A 13,310-nucleotide genomic window follows, 5' to 3' on the forward strand; every position below is an offset into this window, starting at 1 on the left:
GACGATGACCAGCACGGCGAGCGGCGGCGACTTCGCGCTGACGCTCGACGAGCTCCGGGCCGTCGCCCGCTACGCCGCCGACGCGGCCACCGCGGTGCTGCCCGTCTTCACCGCGGCCTGCCCCGACGACCCCCGCCCGGGCGCGGCGCTCGACGCGGCCCGGGTCTTCGTCGACGGCGCGCCCCGGACCATGCTCCAGCGGGTCACCTCGCTCGACGCCCACCGGGCCGCCGCCGTCGCGCCCACCGAGACCGCCCGGCTCGCCGCCCAGGCCGCGGGCGACGCCGCCTCGGCGGCGTACCTGCACCCGATCGCGAAGTCCCACCAGGTGGGCCACATCCTGCGCGCGGCGGCCAACGCCGCCCGGATCGCCGAGCTCACCGCCGGCGACGATCCCGACGCCGGTCTCGCCGCGGTCGAGGCCGCGGCCGCCCGGGCGCGCGCGATGCCGGTCGTGGTCGACGTGCTGCGCCGCTATCCCCCGGCGCACGTCGGGCCGAGCCGGCCGGCGGTGCTCCTGGCCGCGCTCGACGCGGCGCTGCGCGCCTGAGGCCTACTCGGGCAGCGTCGCCCGCAGCACCCGCAGTGTGTTGCCGCCCATGATCGCGGCGATCTCGACGTCGTCGTACCCACGGTCGACGAGCTCCTGGGTGATCGCGGCGAGGTGCGAGGTGTCCCAGCCGACCGTGGTCGCGCCGTCGTAGTCGCTGCCGAGCGCGGCGGTCTCGATGCCGCCGATCTTGACGACGTGGTCGATGGCGTCGACGACGGCCTGGGTGGTGAGGTCGCACACCGCGGCGTCCCAGTAGCCGACGCCGACGACCCCACCGGTGGCGGCGACGCCGCGGATCTCCTCGTCGGTGAGGTTGCGGTTGACCTTGCAGGTGGCCTGGACGCCGCCGTGGCTGAGGACGACGGGCTTGGTCGCGAGGTCGAGCATCTCGGCGACCGCGTCGTGGCTGGCGTGGGCGATGTCGACGATGATGCCGCGGCGCTCCATCTCGGCGAGGACGCGGCGGCCGAGGTCGGTCAGGCCGCCCTTGTCGACGCCGTGCATGGAGCCGGCGACCTCGTTGTCGAAGAAGTGGGTGAAGCCGGCCATGCGCATGCCGGCGTCGTAGAGCTTGTCGAGGTTGCCGAAGTCGCCCTCGAGGTTCTGCAGGCCCTCGACCGAGAAGAGCGCGCCGGTGACCTTCTTGCCGTCCTCGCGGTCGGCGATCAGGCCGTCGACGTCCTCGCGGGTGCGGATCAGGCGCAGGGCGCCGTCGGAGTCCTCGGCGGCGTCGCGCAGCTTCTCGGCGTGGTACAGCGAGCGCTGGAGCAGCGAGCGCCAGGTGCGCGGCGGCTGGAGCTGGGCGATGGTGAGGAGCGTGATGTTGTCGGTCTCGTCGGTGTTGCTGTCGTAGTTCTGGCCCTTGGGCGACTTCGACACCGACGAGAACACCTGGAGCGCGACATTGCCGTCCTCGAGCCGCGGCAGGTCCATGTGCCCGCGGTCGGAGCGGTCGAGGATGTCGCGGTCCCACATGAGGGTGTCGGAGTGCATGTCGATGATCTCGAGCGAGTCGTGCAGCTCCTGGGTCGAGGCACTGACCTCGGGCAGCTCGGCCGGATCGATCCGGTTCATGCCGTTCTCGACGATGCGCGGCGCGAACGTGAAGAAGCCGGCCGCACCGACCACGACGAGCGCGAGCAGCGACAGCAGCGTGATCTTGATCCAGCGGCGTCGCGGCCGCGTCCCCTCACCCATGCCGGGCAGGGTACGGCAGACTCGACCCCCATGACCTCCCGTGCCCGCGTGATCGTGCTCGCCGGCCCGTCCGGGTCGGGCAAGTCCCGGCTCGCCGAACGGCTGGCCAAGGCGTTCGGGTGGCCGACGCTGCGCCTGGACGACTTCTACCGCGACGGCGACGCACCGGACCTTCCGCTCATCGAGGACGGCGCCAACGCGGGCCTCGTCGACTGGGACCACCCCGGCACGTGGAGCCACGAGGACGCCCTCGCCGCGCTCCGGTCGCTGTGCACGACGGGCGCGGCCGACGTCCCGGTCTACTCGATCTCCGAGAGCCGGCGCACCGGCAGCCAGCGGCTCGACCTCGGTGGGGCCACGAGGTTCTGCGCCGAGGGGATCTTCGCGGCCGAGATCGTCGAGGAGTGCCGCCAGGCGGGCATCCTCGCGGCGGCGTACTGCGTCACCCAGCACCCCGTCGTCACCTTCTGGCGCCGACTCACCCGCGACCTGCGCGAGCACCGCAAGCCGCCCCTGGTCCTGGTCCGGCGCGGCCTCGCGCTGGCCCGCGTCCAGCGCCAGATCGTACGGCGGGCGGCCGCCGTGGGCTGCCGGGTGACCACCGGCGACCGGGCGTTCGCCGAGCTCAGCGACGGCGCCGCGGAGGGCGATCATGCGCTGGCCGGCTGACCTCGCTCCGGGCGCGCTGGGCCAGCCCGACGAGCGCAGCTGCGGCGCGGCCAGCGTCCTCGCCGCGCGCGCCGTGCTGAGCGAGTGGCGTCCCCGCAACGGCGACGGCGGAGCGGAGATCACCGAGGAGCACCGGCTCCTCACCTCCTCGCGCAGCGCCCGCGACCGCTTCCAGGTGCCGTGGCCCCGCGCCCTCGGGACGCCGCCGTGGGCGGTCGCCGACGCGCTGCGGGTGCTCTCGGGCCGGCCGGTCGCGACCGTCCACGCGCGCCCCCGCCCCGACCTCGCGTACGACGTCGTGCGCGAGCAGCTGCGCACCCGCCCGGTCGCGGTCTACCTCGGCAGCCGGCTGCTCCCCCGCCACGTGGTGCTCGCGGTCGGCGAGGTGGGCGACGGCATCCAGGTCTTCGACCCGTCCCGCGGCGCGCGCCTGATCCGGGTGCCCCGCGAGAACTGGGCGGGCCACCGGGTCGGGGTCGGGCGCTGGAACTACTTCTGGTTCGCCATCTGAGCCGCGTACCAGGGCTTGATGGTCTCGGTGATGAGCCGGTAGCGCTCGTCGTAGGGGATGAACGCCGACTTCATCGCGTTGACGGTCAGCCACTCCATCTCGGCCCAGCCGTAGCCGAACGCCTCGGTGAGCAGCGCGAACTCCTGGCTCAGCGAGGTCCGGCTCATCAGCCGGTTGTCGGTGTTGACGGTGACCCGGAAGCGCAGCGAGGCGAGCAGCTTGAGCGGGTGCTCGGCGATCGACGGCGCGGCGCCGGTCTGGACGTTGGACGACGGGCACATCTCGAGCGGGATCCGCTTGTCCCGCACGTACGACGCCAGCCGCCCCAGCCGCGCGACGCCGGCGTCGTCGACGTCGATGTCGTCGACGATCCGCACACCGTGCCCGAGCCGGTCGGCGCCGCACCACTGCACGGCCTCCCAGATCGACGGCAGCCCGAAGCCCTCGCCGGCGTGGATGGTGAAGTGGGAGTTCTCGCGCTGGAGGAACTCGAAGGCGTCGATGAACCGGGTGGGCGGGTAGCCCGCCTCGGGGCCGGCGATGTCGAAGCCGGCGACGCCGCGGTCGCGCCAGGCGATGGCGAGCTCGGCGATCTCCATGGCCCGCGCGGCCTGGCGCATGGCAGTGAGCAGGTGGCGCACGATGATCCGGTCGCCGGCGGCGGCCATGCCCTCGGCGAAGCCCTGCTGGACGGCGGCGACGACCTCCTCGAGCTCGAGGCCGGACTCGACGTGGAGCTCGGGGGCGTAGCGGATCTCGGCGTAGACGACGCCGTCGGCGGCGAGGTCCTCGACGCACTCGCGGGCCACCCGGGTCAGCGCGGAGGCGGTCTGCATGACGCCGACCGTGTGCGCGAACGTCTCGAGGTAGCGCTCCAGCGAGCCCGAGTCGGCGGCCTCGGCGAACCAGGTCGCGAGCGCGTCGGCGTCGGTCTCGGGCAGCGCGTGCCCGACCTCCGCGGCGAGGTCGACGATGGTGGCGGGACGCAGCCCGCCGTCGAGGTGGTCGTGCAGCAGGACCTTGGGGGCCGCCCGCAGCAGGTCCTCCGGAAGGCCGCGTGTAGGTTCCATGACCGCAAACTTAGCCGGGCCTCACCACATCAGGAGCAGAACATGCGGGTGTTCACCACCTTCGACGAGCTGATCGCCGCCACCGGGGAGACCCTGGGCACGAGCGACTGGGTCGAGATCACCCAGGAGCGGGTCAACCAGTTCGCCGAGGCGACCGGGGACCACCAGTGGATCCACGTCGACGTCGAGCGCGCCAAGGAGGGTCCGTTCGGCGGCACCATCGCGCACGGCTACCTCACGCTGTCGCTGGTCCCGTGGCTCGGCGAGTCGATCTTCAGCCTGGAGACGCCCGGCGCCAAGCTCAACTACGGCGTCAACAAGGTCCGCTTCCCGAACCCGGTGCTGGTCGGCAAGCGGATCCGGCTGACCGTCGCCGTCGGCGAGGTCACCGAGCTCGCCAGCGGCTACCAGGTCACCCTGCGGCACACGATCGACATCGAGGACGAGGCCAAGCCGGCCGCCGTCGCCGAGACCGTGGTGCTCCTGCTGCCCTAGGCCGTTTGGCAACCCCTGCCATGTTCCGGCCCGCAGATGGGCACCTACTGTGGCCGCATGTCTGCCCCGCTCTCCGATGTCCTCGTCCTCGACCTGACGCGCGCGCTCGCCGGCCCCCATGCGGCGATGATGCTCGGCGACCTCGGGGCGCGGGTGATCAAGGTGGAGAGCCCCACCGGCGACGACACCCGCAGCTGGGGACCGCCGTTCATGGACCCCACGGAGGGTGAGCGGGAGTCGACGTACTTCCTCTCGGCCAACCGCAACAAGGAGTCGATCACCCTCAACCTCAAGGACGCCGCCGACCAGGAGGTGCTCGCGCGCCTGGTCGCCAAGGCCGACGTGCTGATGGAGAACTTCCGGGTCGGCGTCCTGGACCGGCTCGGCTTCCCGATCGAGCGGCTCCACGAGATCAACCCGCGGCTGATCGTCCTGCAGATCACCGGCTTCGGCCACGACGGCCCCGAGGCGCAGCGCTCGGGCTTCGACCAGATCGCCCAGGGCGAGGGCGGCCTGATGTCGCTGACCGGCCTGAGCGAGCCGACCAAGGTCGGCGTCCCGATCGCGGACCTGCTCGCCGGCATGAACGGCGCCTACGGCGTCGTCTCGGCGCTCTACGAGCGCGAGCGCACCGGCCGCGGCCGGGTCGTGCACACCTCGCTGCTGGCCGGCATGGTCGGCGTCCACGCCTTCCAGGGCACCAAGTGGACCGTGGCCAAGGAGGTCCCCGGCCTGGCCGGCGGCCACCACCCGTCGATCGCGCCCTACGGCATGTTCGCGACCAAGTCCGCGCCCGTGCAGATCGCCTGCGGCTCCGAGAAGCTCTGGCAGACCTTCGCCACCGCGTTCGGCATCGACCCGGCCCTCGAGGGCTTCGCCACCAACCCCGAGCGGGTCACCCGCCGCGACGAGACCATCGCACTGGTGGAGGGCGTGCTCGCCGACCTCACCGCCGAGGAGGCGCTCGCCAAGCTCGACGCGGCCGGCGTCCCGGCCGGCAAGGTGCGCACCCTCGACGACGTCTACAGCTGGGACCAGACCCTCTCCCAGGGCCTGCTCATCGACGTCGAGCACGCCACCCTCGGCAAGGTCCAGCTGCCCGGGCCGGCGCTGCGCTTCGACGACAACGCGTACGCCGGCGGCCGTGAGGCCCACGACGCACCCCCGACGCTGGGCCAGCACAACGACTCCGTGCGGGCCTGGCTCGACGGCGAGGACGCGACCGCCTGAGCCCCGGTTCGTCAATGCAGGGTTGACATCGCGCAGATGTCAATCGATCATTGACACATGCAGTCTCCTGTCAACGCGGCCACCCTCGGCCCCGTCATCGCCGGCCTCGCGCTGGTCACCATCAGCCGCAGCCTGGACGGCTTCGCCCAGGGCCTGTGCATCGGCGCCGGGATCGCGCTGATCCTCGGCGGCGTCGCCCTGCTCTCGGCCCACCAGCGGCGTTCGCGCCCGGGCCAGGGCAAGGGCGACGGCGACGGGGGCGAGGGGGGCGAGCGCGGCGGCGACGGCATGTGGCTGCCCAGTCGCGACGAGGACCCGCGGCCGTGAGCGTGGGGGACCTCGCCGGCATCCTCGGCGAGGCGATCCTGGCCGACGTCGACCCCGACGACCGGCTCGCGCTCGTGCGCCGTACGGCGGAGGCGGACCAGGTCACCGGCGAGCTGCTCCAGCAGGCGGTCCACGCGGCCCGCGCCGGGGGCCACAGCTGGTCGGCGATCGGCACCACCCTCGGGCTGACCCGGCAGGCCGCGCAGCAGCGCTTCGGGCGCACCAGCGAGATCCCCCCGTCGGCCGAGGAGCGCTGGCTCGGCCCGGTCACCGCCTTCGACGAGATGCGTGAGCTCGAGATCGCGGGCCGGCTGGGCTGGCGCACGGTCGAGGCCGGACTGCTCCGCCACCGGATGGTCCGCACCCCCACCCGCTGGGAGCACAAGCGCGTGCTGTGGACCGGCGGCCTGGGCCGGCACGAGCGCGACGGCTGGCAGGTCGGCTGCCGGGCGTTCCCCTGGGTCTACCTGGTCCGCGACACCGGAGAGCCCGCGCAGACCGCCTGACAACCATCCGGGTCCACCACCCCGTCCTGCTCTTCGGAGGTGGAGGAATGCGCGAGGCTGTCCCGGTGCTCACCGGCGACCCGACCCGTGGTGGTGGGGCGCCGGCGTTCGAGGAGTACGTCGCCGCCCGTGGCCCGGCGCTCTGGCGCAGTGCCTGGCTGCTGACCGGCGACCGGCACAAGGCCGAGGACCTGGTCCAGACGGCGCTGCTGAAGTGCTGGCGGCGCTGGGACCGGATCGACGACGCGGCCGCCGTCGAGGCGTACGTGCGCCGGACGATGGTCACGACGTACACCGACTGGTGGCGGCGGCGCTGGAACGGCGAGCTGCCCACGACCGAGCTGCCCGACGAGCCCGACCGCACGCCCGACCCCGGGGTGCGCCAGGACGTCCTGGTCGCGCTGGCCCGGCTGCCCCGCGGCCAGCGGGCCGTGGTCGTGCTGCGCTACTTCGACGACCTGACCGAGGCGCAGACCGCGACCGCGCTCGGGATCAGCGTCGGGACCGTCAAGAGCCAGACCTCGCGCGCCCTGCGCACCCTCCGCGAGTCCGGACTGCTGGAGGAGAGCGATGACTGAGGACCTGCACGACCTGCTGACCCGCGCCGTCCCCGACGACGCACCCGTCTTCGAGCCGCACGCCCTGGCCGCGGCCGCCCGGCGGCGCCGTGCCCGGGGCCGCGCCGCCGGAGCCGGCCTCGCCGCGGCGGTCCTCGCCGTGGGCGCGGTCGTCGCGATCACCGCACCCGGCGGGGACGACGGCGCACCGGTGGCCCGCGAGCCCGATCCGTACGCCGCGACCGCGTGCCCGGCCGCCATCCGGATGCCGACGACCACCCCCGAGCTGCCCGGCACCGACGGCCTGGCCGGCGTGCGCCTGTGCACGGACCCGCCCGGCCCGCCGGCGGACGCGCTCGTCGAGCCGGACCGGCTCACCGCACGCCTCGCCGCCCTGCCCGACTTCGACCCGGGCCGGTGCGCCGCCATCGACTTCGTCCCGCTCCAGCAGGTGCTGCGCTTCTCGTACGCCGACGGCGCGAGCGTCGAGGTCCCGGCCGCGATGTGCGCGCCGGCCGACGTGGGCGGCCGCCAGGTCGACGGCGGCGACCTGGCCGGCGCGTTCCTCGACGCCCTCGCCGAGCAGCGGGACGCGCTGGGCGCGACCCGGCCCTATGCGGGGACCTTCGACTGCGCGGCCTTCCCGGCAGCGAGCCCGGCCCGGCCGGGCCACGAGAAGATCACCTCGGGCGCGGTGTGCCGCGGCTTCGGCGAGAAGCCGGCCGAGCCGCTCACCGACGCGCAGGTGCGCCAGGTGGCGGAGGCCTGGTCCCGCCCCGGGCCGTTGATGCTGGCCAAGTGCACCCCGCGCGACGAGCCGCTCTCGCTGCTGCTCGGCACCGACCGGGGCGACGTCGTCCAGGTCCAGGACGGGTGCACGACGCTGACCTGGAACGGCCGCAGCGAGGACCAGAGCGCCTCGCTGCCGGTCTCGATGAGCGATCTCGGGCTCACGCCCTGAGCTCGCCGACGTCCTCCTGGTCCCCCTGGAAGTAGGTGTCCAGCAACCACTGGGCCCGGCGGCCACCCCACGCGGCCAAGCGGTCGCGGCCGCCGGGCAGGTGGCGCAGGACCCGGTAGCGCAGGGTGTTGAGGCCGACCAGGTAGGCGTGCGCCCACGGCGGGCGCATCGGGAGGCCGAACTCGCGCATGCTCTCGGCGCCGAGGAAGACGGTGAGCATCGAGAGCAGCCGCTCGCGCTCGTAGCGGGCGCGCAGCGCCTGGAGCGGCCCGGGCCAGCCGGGGTAGCGGCGCAGCGCCTGGGCGTCGACCACGGCCCGGGCGAGCTGAGGACCGGCGTCGGTCATCGGGCCCTGGGCGAGCAGCACGTGGTAGTCGATCCGGTGCCGCTCCCACTCGTCGTCGACGAGGAAGTCGGCGTGCACGCCCATCAGCCAGCCGACGTACTTCCACAGGTGCATGAGGGCCCGCGAGTCCGCCGACGACACCGGTACGCCGAGCGCCCGCGAGCCGATGATGAGCACGCCGTCGAAGAGCCCGAGCGTCGAGGCCTGGTCGGCCTGGTTGATGGGCAGGCCCCACTGCGCGGTGTCCCAGGTGTCCTCGAAGGCGTGGTTGACCAGCGCATGCATGAGCCGCACGTGGACGGTCAGCCGCCAGCCCTCCCCCGGCGCCTGCCCGGCGCGGGGCGGCAGCAGCGAGCCGGGGTCGGTCAGGCTGGCGCCCCACTTCTGGGTCTCGGCGAGCCGGCGCAGGGTCTGCCCGCCGGTCAGGCCGCCGGTCGCGACGAGCAGGTCGGTCGGCCCACCGAAGCGGTAGCCGCCGACCAGCGAGAGCTGGAGGAGCACGTCCTGGGCGTTCTGGCCCAGCCGGCGGAAGACCCGGGCGCCCTCCTCGACCAGGTCGCGGTCGAGCCAGTCGGGGTCGGTCTCGAGCTCCTCGAAGAACGCGCGGAGCGCCGGCGGGGCGTCCGCGACGGCGTCCAGGCCGCCCTCGAGCGCCTGGCGGAACTGGTCCATCCGGACCCGGCCGTCGGCCCCGGCTCGCAACCGGATCGCGTCCGCGAGCCGTCCGCCGAGCTCGTCGCGCTCGAGCATCGCCCGCCCGATCCGGTCGAGCAGTGCCTCGTCGACGCCCTTGACCCGGCCGACCAGCTTGAGCGGCCGCCCGAGGCGGCGGTTGCGCTCACCACCCGCGCGGAACCGGGTCGGGTAGGGCCGCTCGCTCAGGTCGCCGGCCGCCGGGGCCACGTCGGTGCTCATGGCTCCATGATGACGCGAGCGATTACTCGCATTCAACTCGCGAATGTCCCCGCGCCCCCTGCCGATGGAGGAGTGGAATGATGGGCCTCGTCACCGAGGGAGGAGCGGGACGTGACCGACACCGCAGGACTGGAGCGACTGCTCCTCGCCGTCCAGGAGCTCTCGCTGGCCGCGGATCTCCCCGCCGTCCAGCAGGTCGTGCGCACGGCCGCCCGCGAGCTCGCCGCGTGCGACGGCGCGACCTTCGTGCTGCGCGACGGCGAGCAGTGCTACTACGCCGACGAGGACGCGATCGAGCCACTCTGGAAGGGCCACCGCTTCCCGCTCACCGCGTGCATCAGCGGCTGGGCGATGCTCCACCGCACGCCCGTGATCGTCCCGGACATCTACGCCGACGACCGGATCCCCCACGACGCCTACCGCCCGACGTTCGTCAAGAGCCTGGTGATGGTGCCGGTGCGCACCCTCGACCCGATCGCGGCGATCGGCGCCTACTGGGCCACCCACCACACCGCGACCGACGGCGAGGTCGCGCTCCTCCAGGGCCTGGCCAACGCCGCCTCGGTCGCCCTCGACAAGCTCGCCGTGCACACCCAGCTCGCCTCCGCCGTCGCGCTGCGCGAGGCGACCCACCAGCTCGCCACCACCGACGAGCTCACCGGGCTGTGGAACCGCCGCGGCTTCTTCGAGCAGGCCCGGATCCGCTTCCCCGCCGCCGGCACCGTCGCCGCGGTCGGCTTCGTCGACCTCGACGGCCTCAAGGTGGTCAACGACACCGACGGCCACAGCGCCGGCGACGCCCTCCTGCGCCGCCTCGCCACCGCCCTCACCACGAGCCTGCGCGAGACCGACGTCGTGGCCCGGATCGGCGGCGACGAGTTCGCCGTCTTCAGCCCCGGCTTCGGCCCCGACGAGCTGCACACCCGCCTGGCCGGCGCGGTCGGCCGCCGGGCCAGCGTCGGCACCGCACCGGTCGCCGGGATCGACCTGGTCGCCGAGGCGCTGCTCGAGGCCGACGCCCGGATGTACGACGCCAAGCGCCGCCTGCTCACCGAGCGGACCGCCTGAGCGGGACGGGCGTCCCCTAGAGTCCCTCTCGTGCGCAAGGCTCCCCAGCAGGCCCGGTCCCGGGAGATGGTGGAGCGGATCGTCAACGCCGGCCGCGGCGTCCTCGTCGACCACGGCTACGACGCCTTCAGCACCAACCGGGTCGCGACCGCCGCCGGGATCAGCCCCGGCTCGCTCTACCAGTACTTCCCCGACAAGACCGCGATCCTCGACGTCGTCATCGACCGCTACTGGGAAGAGGTCGCCGAGCGGGTCGCGGCCTCGCTCTCGGACCGGATCGCCGACTTCGGCCCGGGCATGGTCCGGGCCACCGCCGACGCCCTGCTGAGCGCGCTCGAGGCCGACCGCGAGCTGCTCCGGGTGGTCGCCGAGGAGCTGCCGATCCACCGCAGCAAGGAGCGTCGCGCCGCGCTGGAGCGCCGGGTCCGCGAGCTCGCGGCGACCTACCTCGCCGTCCGCGCCGACAGCACCCGCCGGCCCGACCCGGCGACCGCGGCATGGGTCGTGGTCCTCGCGGTCGAGAACCTCGCCATGCGCTGGGTCCTCGACCAGCCGGCCGCGGTGAGCCGGGCGGCCCTGCTCGACGAGATGGTGGCGCTCGTCGGGGGCTACCTGCTCAGTCCGGACGCCCCGTGAGGGCCATGCCCACACCGAGCCCGACCATCGACGTACCGCCGATCGCACCGAGCACGCTGCCGCGCCGCTCCGAGGCGACGAACCAGTCCCGGGCCCGGCCGGCGGCCAGCGCCCACGCCGAGTCGCAGACCAGGCCGAGGGTGACCGCGACGCAGCCGAGCGTGAACATCTGCACCGGCACCGCGGCCGAGCCCGACCGGTCGACGAACGGCGGCAGCAGCGCCGCGAACATCATGAAGCCCTTGGGGTTGCTCACGCCGACCACGAAGCCCTGGCGCAGCGCCTTCCAGCCGGTCACGGGCGCACGTCCCTCGCCCGCCCCGAAGCGCATCTCGTGCCGGTGCCGGAAGGCCTGGATCCCGAGCCAGACCAGGTACGCCGCACCGGCCAGCTTGATCACGGTGAACACCAGGATCGACTCGGCCACGATCGCGCCCAGGCCCAGGCAGACCAGGGCCATCACGACGAACAGCCCGAGGGTGTTGCCGAGGACGCTGGTCAGCGCGACCCGCTGGCCGTAGGAGACCGCGCGGCCGATCACGAAGACCACGCTGGGGCCCGGGATCACGATGATGACGAGCGCAGCCAGGCCGAAGCCCAGCAGCTGGTCGATCCCGACCATGGCTCCTCCTTCGAGGAGCCGTCGTGCTGCGGCGACTACTTGTCGTCGGCGCCCGGCTCCTGCGTGGTGTCGGCAGGCTGGTCACCATACATCCCGGCGTCCTTGGCACGCCCGGCATTACGCAGGCTGCGGGTCAGCGCCCAGCCGATCACCGCGACCGCCAGGATGAGCGCCACGAAGACGACGAAACCGGTCCAGCCGGCGACGACGTCGTTGTCCTCCGGCTTCTTGTCCTCGGCGGCGAGGAGCGCGTGGACGGCGGTGACGGCGACGGCGTGCATGCGCCCAGTGTGTCAGGCGTCCGCGCTGACCCCGGCGAAGAGGTCGTCCTCGGGCACCGCCGACGGGACGTGGCTCACGACGAGCTCGTAGTCCTCGGTCGGCCAGACCTCCTGCTGGAGCTCGCGCGGGATCGCGAACCAGAACCCGTCGGGGTCGATCTGGGTCGCGTGCGCCAGCAGCGCCTGGTCCCGGACGCCGAAGAAGTCGGCGCACGGCACCCGCGTGGTGATCCGGGCGTCCCACTCGGGCTCGGGCTTCCACTCCTTGAGCCGCTCGGCCCACGGCGACTCCAGCCCGTGGGCGAGCATCGCCTCGTGCAGCGCCTCCATGCGGGGCCGGTTGAAGGAGTGGTGGTAGTAGAGCTTGAGCGGCTGCCACGGCTCCCCCGCGTCGGGGAACCGCTCGGGGTCGCCGGCCGCCTCGAACGCGGCCACGCTCACCTCGTGGCAGCGGATGTGGTCGGGGTGCGGGTAGCCGCCGCGCTCGTCGTACGTCGTCATGACGTGGGGGCGGAACTCGCGCACCTGGCGCACGAGCCGCTCGGTCGCCTCCTCGAGCGGCACCAGCCCGAAGCAGCCCTCGGGCAGCGGCGGCTTGGGGTCACCGTCGGGCCACCCGGAGTCGACGAAGCCCAGCCAGGACTGGCTGATCCCGAGGATGTCGCGGGCCCGCTCCATCTCCTGGCGGCGCACCTCGGTGATGTTGGCGAGGATGTCGGGGCGGTCCATCTTGGGGTTGAGGATCGAGCCCCGCTCACCGCCGGTGCACGTGACGACGCGGACGTCGGCGCCCGCGGCGACGTACATGGCCGTCGAGGCGGCGCCCTTGCTCGACTCGTCGTCGGGGTGGGCGTGGACGTGCATCAGGCGCAGTCCCGAGCGGTCGGGGACGGGCGCGTGCGTGGTGGGCATGCGGACCATCGTAGGAACATGTCGCGTGGGACGATGAACCGGTGAGCTCCACCCCCGATTCCCTGGCCCAGCGTTACGGCACCTCGTCGCGCGCGCGGCGTACCGCGGTGATCGCGGTCTCCGTCGTCGTCGCGGTCTCCTTCCTCGGCTGGCTGCTGTGGGCGATGCTGTTCCACGCCAACCCGGCGGTGTCCTCCGAGGAGATCGGCCACGAGGTCGTCGACGACCACACGGCCACGATCCGGGTCCGGATCTCCTACGGCGACGGCCCGGTCGACGCGACCTGCCAGGCCCGCGCGATCTCCCACGACAAGGCCGTGGTCGGCGAGCAGACGTTCACACCGACCGTCGCCGACGGGGGCATCGAGGAGATCACCGTGCGGACCGAGCGGCGCGCCACGACGGTCGAGTGGATCGGCTGCAAAGCACCCGATCAACCCCGTTATCGGTAAGG

18 protein-coding genes are annotated in these 13,310 nt (G+C 73.5%); 12 read left to right on the forward strand and 6 right to left on the reverse strand.

All coding sequences use genetic code 11. The features are described from left to right. Nucleotides 1-4 precede the first annotated feature (4 nt). The gene (locus M0M48_RS17500; protein WP_257754507.1) at nucleotides 5-550 is read left to right on the forward strand and encodes a putative immunity protein; all 546 of its coding nucleotides are present in this window, start codon (nucleotides 5-7) and stop codon (nucleotides 548-550) included. A gap of 3 nt (nucleotides 551-553) precedes the next feature. Here the strand turns inward: M0M48_RS17500 and M0M48_RS17505 are convergent, their stop codons facing one another. Next, nucleotides 554-1,750, reverse strand: a complete 1,197-nt coding sequence (locus tag M0M48_RS17505) for a dipeptidase (protein WP_257752114.1) — start codon at nucleotides 1,748-1,750, stop codon at nucleotides 554-556. A 30-nt stretch (nucleotides 1,751-1,780) separates the two neighbouring features. Between M0M48_RS17505 and M0M48_RS17510 the strand changes: the two genes are divergently transcribed. Both M0M48_RS17510 and M0M48_RS17515 read left to right on the forward strand, forming a co-directional pair. After that, nucleotides 1,781-2,419: an AAA family ATPase gene (locus M0M48_RS17510; RefSeq protein ID WP_215814673.1), complete on the forward strand. Its 639-nt coding sequence runs from the start codon at nucleotides 1,781-1,783 to the stop codon at nucleotides 2,417-2,419. Then, complete coding sequence (locus M0M48_RS17515) at nucleotides 2,403-2,930, forward strand: hypothetical protein (RefSeq protein ID WP_215814672.1); 528 nt, start codon at nucleotides 2,403-2,405, stop codon at nucleotides 2,928-2,930. The genes M0M48_RS17510 and M0M48_RS17515 overlap by 17 nt, the downstream gene beginning before the upstream one ends. Here M0M48_RS17515 and M0M48_RS17520 read toward each other — a convergent pair. After that, nucleotides 2,909-4,000: an adenosine deaminase gene (locus M0M48_RS17520; RefSeq protein ID WP_257752115.1), complete on the reverse strand. Its 1,092-nt coding sequence runs from the start codon at nucleotides 3,998-4,000 to the stop codon at nucleotides 2,909-2,911. The two genes, M0M48_RS17515 and M0M48_RS17520, sit on opposite strands and share 22 nt — an antisense overlap. Before the next feature lie 42 nt (nucleotides 4,001-4,042). Between M0M48_RS17520 and M0M48_RS17525 the strand changes: the two genes are divergently transcribed. Genes M0M48_RS17525 through M0M48_RS17550 form a run of 6 tightly spaced genes read left to right on the forward strand, consistent with a single transcriptional unit; the run spans nucleotide 4,043 to nucleotide 8,076 of the window. Next, nucleotides 4,043-4,495 carry a MaoC family dehydratase gene (locus tag M0M48_RS17525; RefSeq protein WP_215814670.1) on the forward strand — a complete coding sequence of 151 codons (453 nt, stop codon included), beginning with the start codon at nucleotides 4,043-4,045 and terminating at the stop codon, nucleotides 4,493-4,495. 57 nt (nucleotides 4,496-4,552) lie between these two features. Next, the gene (locus M0M48_RS17530; protein ID WP_215814669.1) at nucleotides 4,553-5,725 is read left to right on the forward strand and encodes a CaiB/BaiF CoA transferase family protein; all 1,173 of its coding nucleotides are present in this window, start codon (nucleotides 4,553-4,555) and stop codon (nucleotides 5,723-5,725) included. 57 nt (nucleotides 5,726-5,782) lie between these two features. Beyond that, nucleotides 5,783-6,052 (forward strand): hypothetical protein, encoded by a 270-nt coding sequence (locus M0M48_RS17535; RefSeq protein ID WP_257752116.1) that lies wholly within the window; start codon nucleotides 5,783-5,785, stop codon nucleotides 6,050-6,052. After that, nucleotides 6,049-6,558, forward strand: a complete 510-nt coding sequence (locus M0M48_RS17540; protein ID WP_257752117.1) for a hypothetical protein — start codon at nucleotides 6,049-6,051, stop codon at nucleotides 6,556-6,558. Before M0M48_RS17535 ends, M0M48_RS17540 begins: the two co-directional genes overlap by 4 nt. Nucleotides 6,559-6,605: 47 nt before the next feature. Next, on the forward strand, nucleotides 6,606-7,136 hold the full coding sequence (locus tag M0M48_RS17545; protein WP_257752118.1) for a SigE family RNA polymerase sigma factor: 531 nt from the start codon (nucleotides 6,606-6,608) through the stop codon (nucleotides 7,134-7,136). Then, the gene (locus M0M48_RS17550; protein WP_257752119.1) at nucleotides 7,129-8,076 is read left to right on the forward strand and encodes a hypothetical protein; all 948 of its coding nucleotides are present in this window, start codon (nucleotides 7,129-7,131) and stop codon (nucleotides 8,074-8,076) included. Before M0M48_RS17545 ends, M0M48_RS17550 begins: the two co-directional genes overlap by 8 nt. On the opposite strand, the gene M0M48_RS17555 is transcribed toward M0M48_RS17550, so the two are convergent. After that, on the reverse strand, nucleotides 8,066-9,337 hold the full coding sequence (locus tag M0M48_RS17555) for an oxygenase MpaB family protein (protein WP_257752120.1): 1,272 nt from the start codon (nucleotides 9,335-9,337) through the stop codon (nucleotides 8,066-8,068). The two genes, M0M48_RS17550 and M0M48_RS17555, sit on opposite strands and share 11 nt — an antisense overlap. 111 nt (nucleotides 9,338-9,448) lie before the next feature. Between M0M48_RS17555 and M0M48_RS17560 the strand changes: the two genes are divergently transcribed. Continuing rightward, nucleotides 9,449-10,405 (forward strand): GGDEF domain-containing protein, encoded by a 957-nt coding sequence (locus tag M0M48_RS17560; RefSeq protein WP_215814663.1) that lies wholly within the window; start codon nucleotides 9,449-9,451, stop codon nucleotides 10,403-10,405. A gap of 30 nt (nucleotides 10,406-10,435) precedes the next feature. Beyond that, nucleotides 10,436-11,041 carry a TetR/AcrR family transcriptional regulator gene (locus M0M48_RS17565; RefSeq protein ID WP_215814662.1) on the forward strand — a complete coding sequence of 202 codons (606 nt, stop codon included), beginning with the start codon at nucleotides 10,436-10,438 and terminating at the stop codon, nucleotides 11,039-11,041. Here the strand turns inward: M0M48_RS17565 and M0M48_RS17570 are convergent. The 3 genes from M0M48_RS17570 to mca are packed head-to-tail and all read right to left on the reverse strand — an operon-like array spanning nucleotide 11,022 to nucleotide 12,856. Continuing rightward, the gene (locus M0M48_RS17570) at nucleotides 11,022-11,663 is read right to left on the reverse strand and encodes a LysE family translocator (RefSeq protein WP_257752121.1); all 642 of its coding nucleotides are present in this window, start codon (nucleotides 11,661-11,663) and stop codon (nucleotides 11,022-11,024) included. The two genes, M0M48_RS17565 and M0M48_RS17570, sit on opposite strands and share 20 nt — an antisense overlap. 35 nt (nucleotides 11,664-11,698) lie before the next feature. Continuing rightward, nucleotides 11,699-11,944 carry a hypothetical protein gene (locus tag M0M48_RS17575; protein WP_257752122.1) on the reverse strand — a complete coding sequence of 82 codons (246 nt, stop codon included), beginning with the start codon at nucleotides 11,942-11,944 and terminating at the stop codon, nucleotides 11,699-11,701. 12 nt (nucleotides 11,945-11,956) lie between these two features. Beyond that, entirely contained in the window at nucleotides 11,957-12,856 is a 900-nt protein-coding gene (gene mca, locus M0M48_RS17580) for a mycothiol conjugate amidase Mca (RefSeq protein ID WP_257752123.1), read from the reverse strand. A 41-nt stretch (nucleotides 12,857-12,897) separates the two neighbouring features. Here mca and M0M48_RS17585 point away from each other — a divergent pair, with 41 nt between their 5' ends. Continuing rightward, the gene (locus tag M0M48_RS17585; RefSeq protein WP_215814658.1) at nucleotides 12,898-13,308 is read left to right on the forward strand and encodes a DUF4307 domain-containing protein; all 411 of its coding nucleotides are present in this window, start codon (nucleotides 12,898-12,900) and stop codon (nucleotides 13,306-13,308) included. The last annotated feature ends 2 nt before the right edge of the window (nucleotides 13,309-13,310 follow it).

Source organism: Pimelobacter simplex (genome assembly GCF_024662235.1).
Lineage (GTDB): Bacteria > Actinomycetota > Actinomycetes > Propionibacteriales > Nocardioidaceae > Nocardioides.

Excerpts from the sequence above, each read along its gene's own strand:
- M0M48_RS17500 (WP_257754507.1), top strand. The coding sequence starts at position 5 with ATGACCAGCACGGCGAGCGGCGGCGACTTCGCGCTGACGCTCGACGAG.
- M0M48_RS17505 (WP_257752114.1), bottom strand. The coding sequence starts at position 1,750 with ATGGGTGAGGGGACGCGGCCGCGACGCCGCTGGATCAAGATCACGCTG.
- M0M48_RS17530 (WP_215814669.1), top strand. The coding sequence starts at position 4,553 with ATGTCTGCCCCGCTCTCCGATGTCCTCGTCCTCGACCTGACGCGCGCG.
- M0M48_RS17525 (WP_215814670.1), top strand. The coding sequence starts at position 4,043 with ATGCGGGTGTTCACCACCTTCGACGAGCTGATCGCCGCCACCGGGGAG.
- M0M48_RS17550 (WP_257752119.1), top strand. The coding sequence starts at position 7,129 with ATGACTGAGGACCTGCACGACCTGCTGACCCGCGCCGTCCCCGACGAC.
- M0M48_RS17545 (WP_257752118.1), top strand. The coding sequence starts at position 6,606 with ATGCGCGAGGCTGTCCCGGTGCTCACCGGCGACCCGACCCGTGGTGGT.
- M0M48_RS17555 (WP_257752120.1), bottom strand. The coding sequence starts at position 9,337 with ATGAGCACCGACGTGGCCCCGGCGGCCGGCGACCTGAGCGAGCGGCCC.
- M0M48_RS17515 (WP_215814672.1), top strand. The coding sequence starts at position 2,403 with ATGCGCTGGCCGGCTGACCTCGCTCCGGGCGCGCTGGGCCAGCCCGAC.
- M0M48_RS17520 (WP_257752115.1), bottom strand. The coding sequence starts at position 4,000 with ATGGAACCTACACGCGGCCTTCCGGAGGACCTGCTGCGGGCGGCCCCC.
- M0M48_RS17570 (WP_257752121.1), bottom strand. The coding sequence starts at position 11,663 with ATGGTCGGGATCGACCAGCTGCTGGGCTTCGGCCTGGCTGCGCTCGTC.
- mca (WP_257752123.1), bottom strand. The coding sequence starts at position 12,856 with ATGCCCACCACGCACGCGCCCGTCCCCGACCGCTCGGGACTGCGCCTG.
- M0M48_RS17535 (WP_257752116.1), top strand. The coding sequence starts at position 5,783 with ATGCAGTCTCCTGTCAACGCGGCCACCCTCGGCCCCGTCATCGCCGGC.
- M0M48_RS17575 (WP_257752122.1), bottom strand. The coding sequence starts at position 11,944 with ATGCACGCCGTCGCCGTCACCGCCGTCCACGCGCTCCTCGCCGCCGAG.
- M0M48_RS17510 (WP_215814673.1), top strand. The coding sequence starts at position 1,781 with ATGACCTCCCGTGCCCGCGTGATCGTGCTCGCCGGCCCGTCCGGGTCG.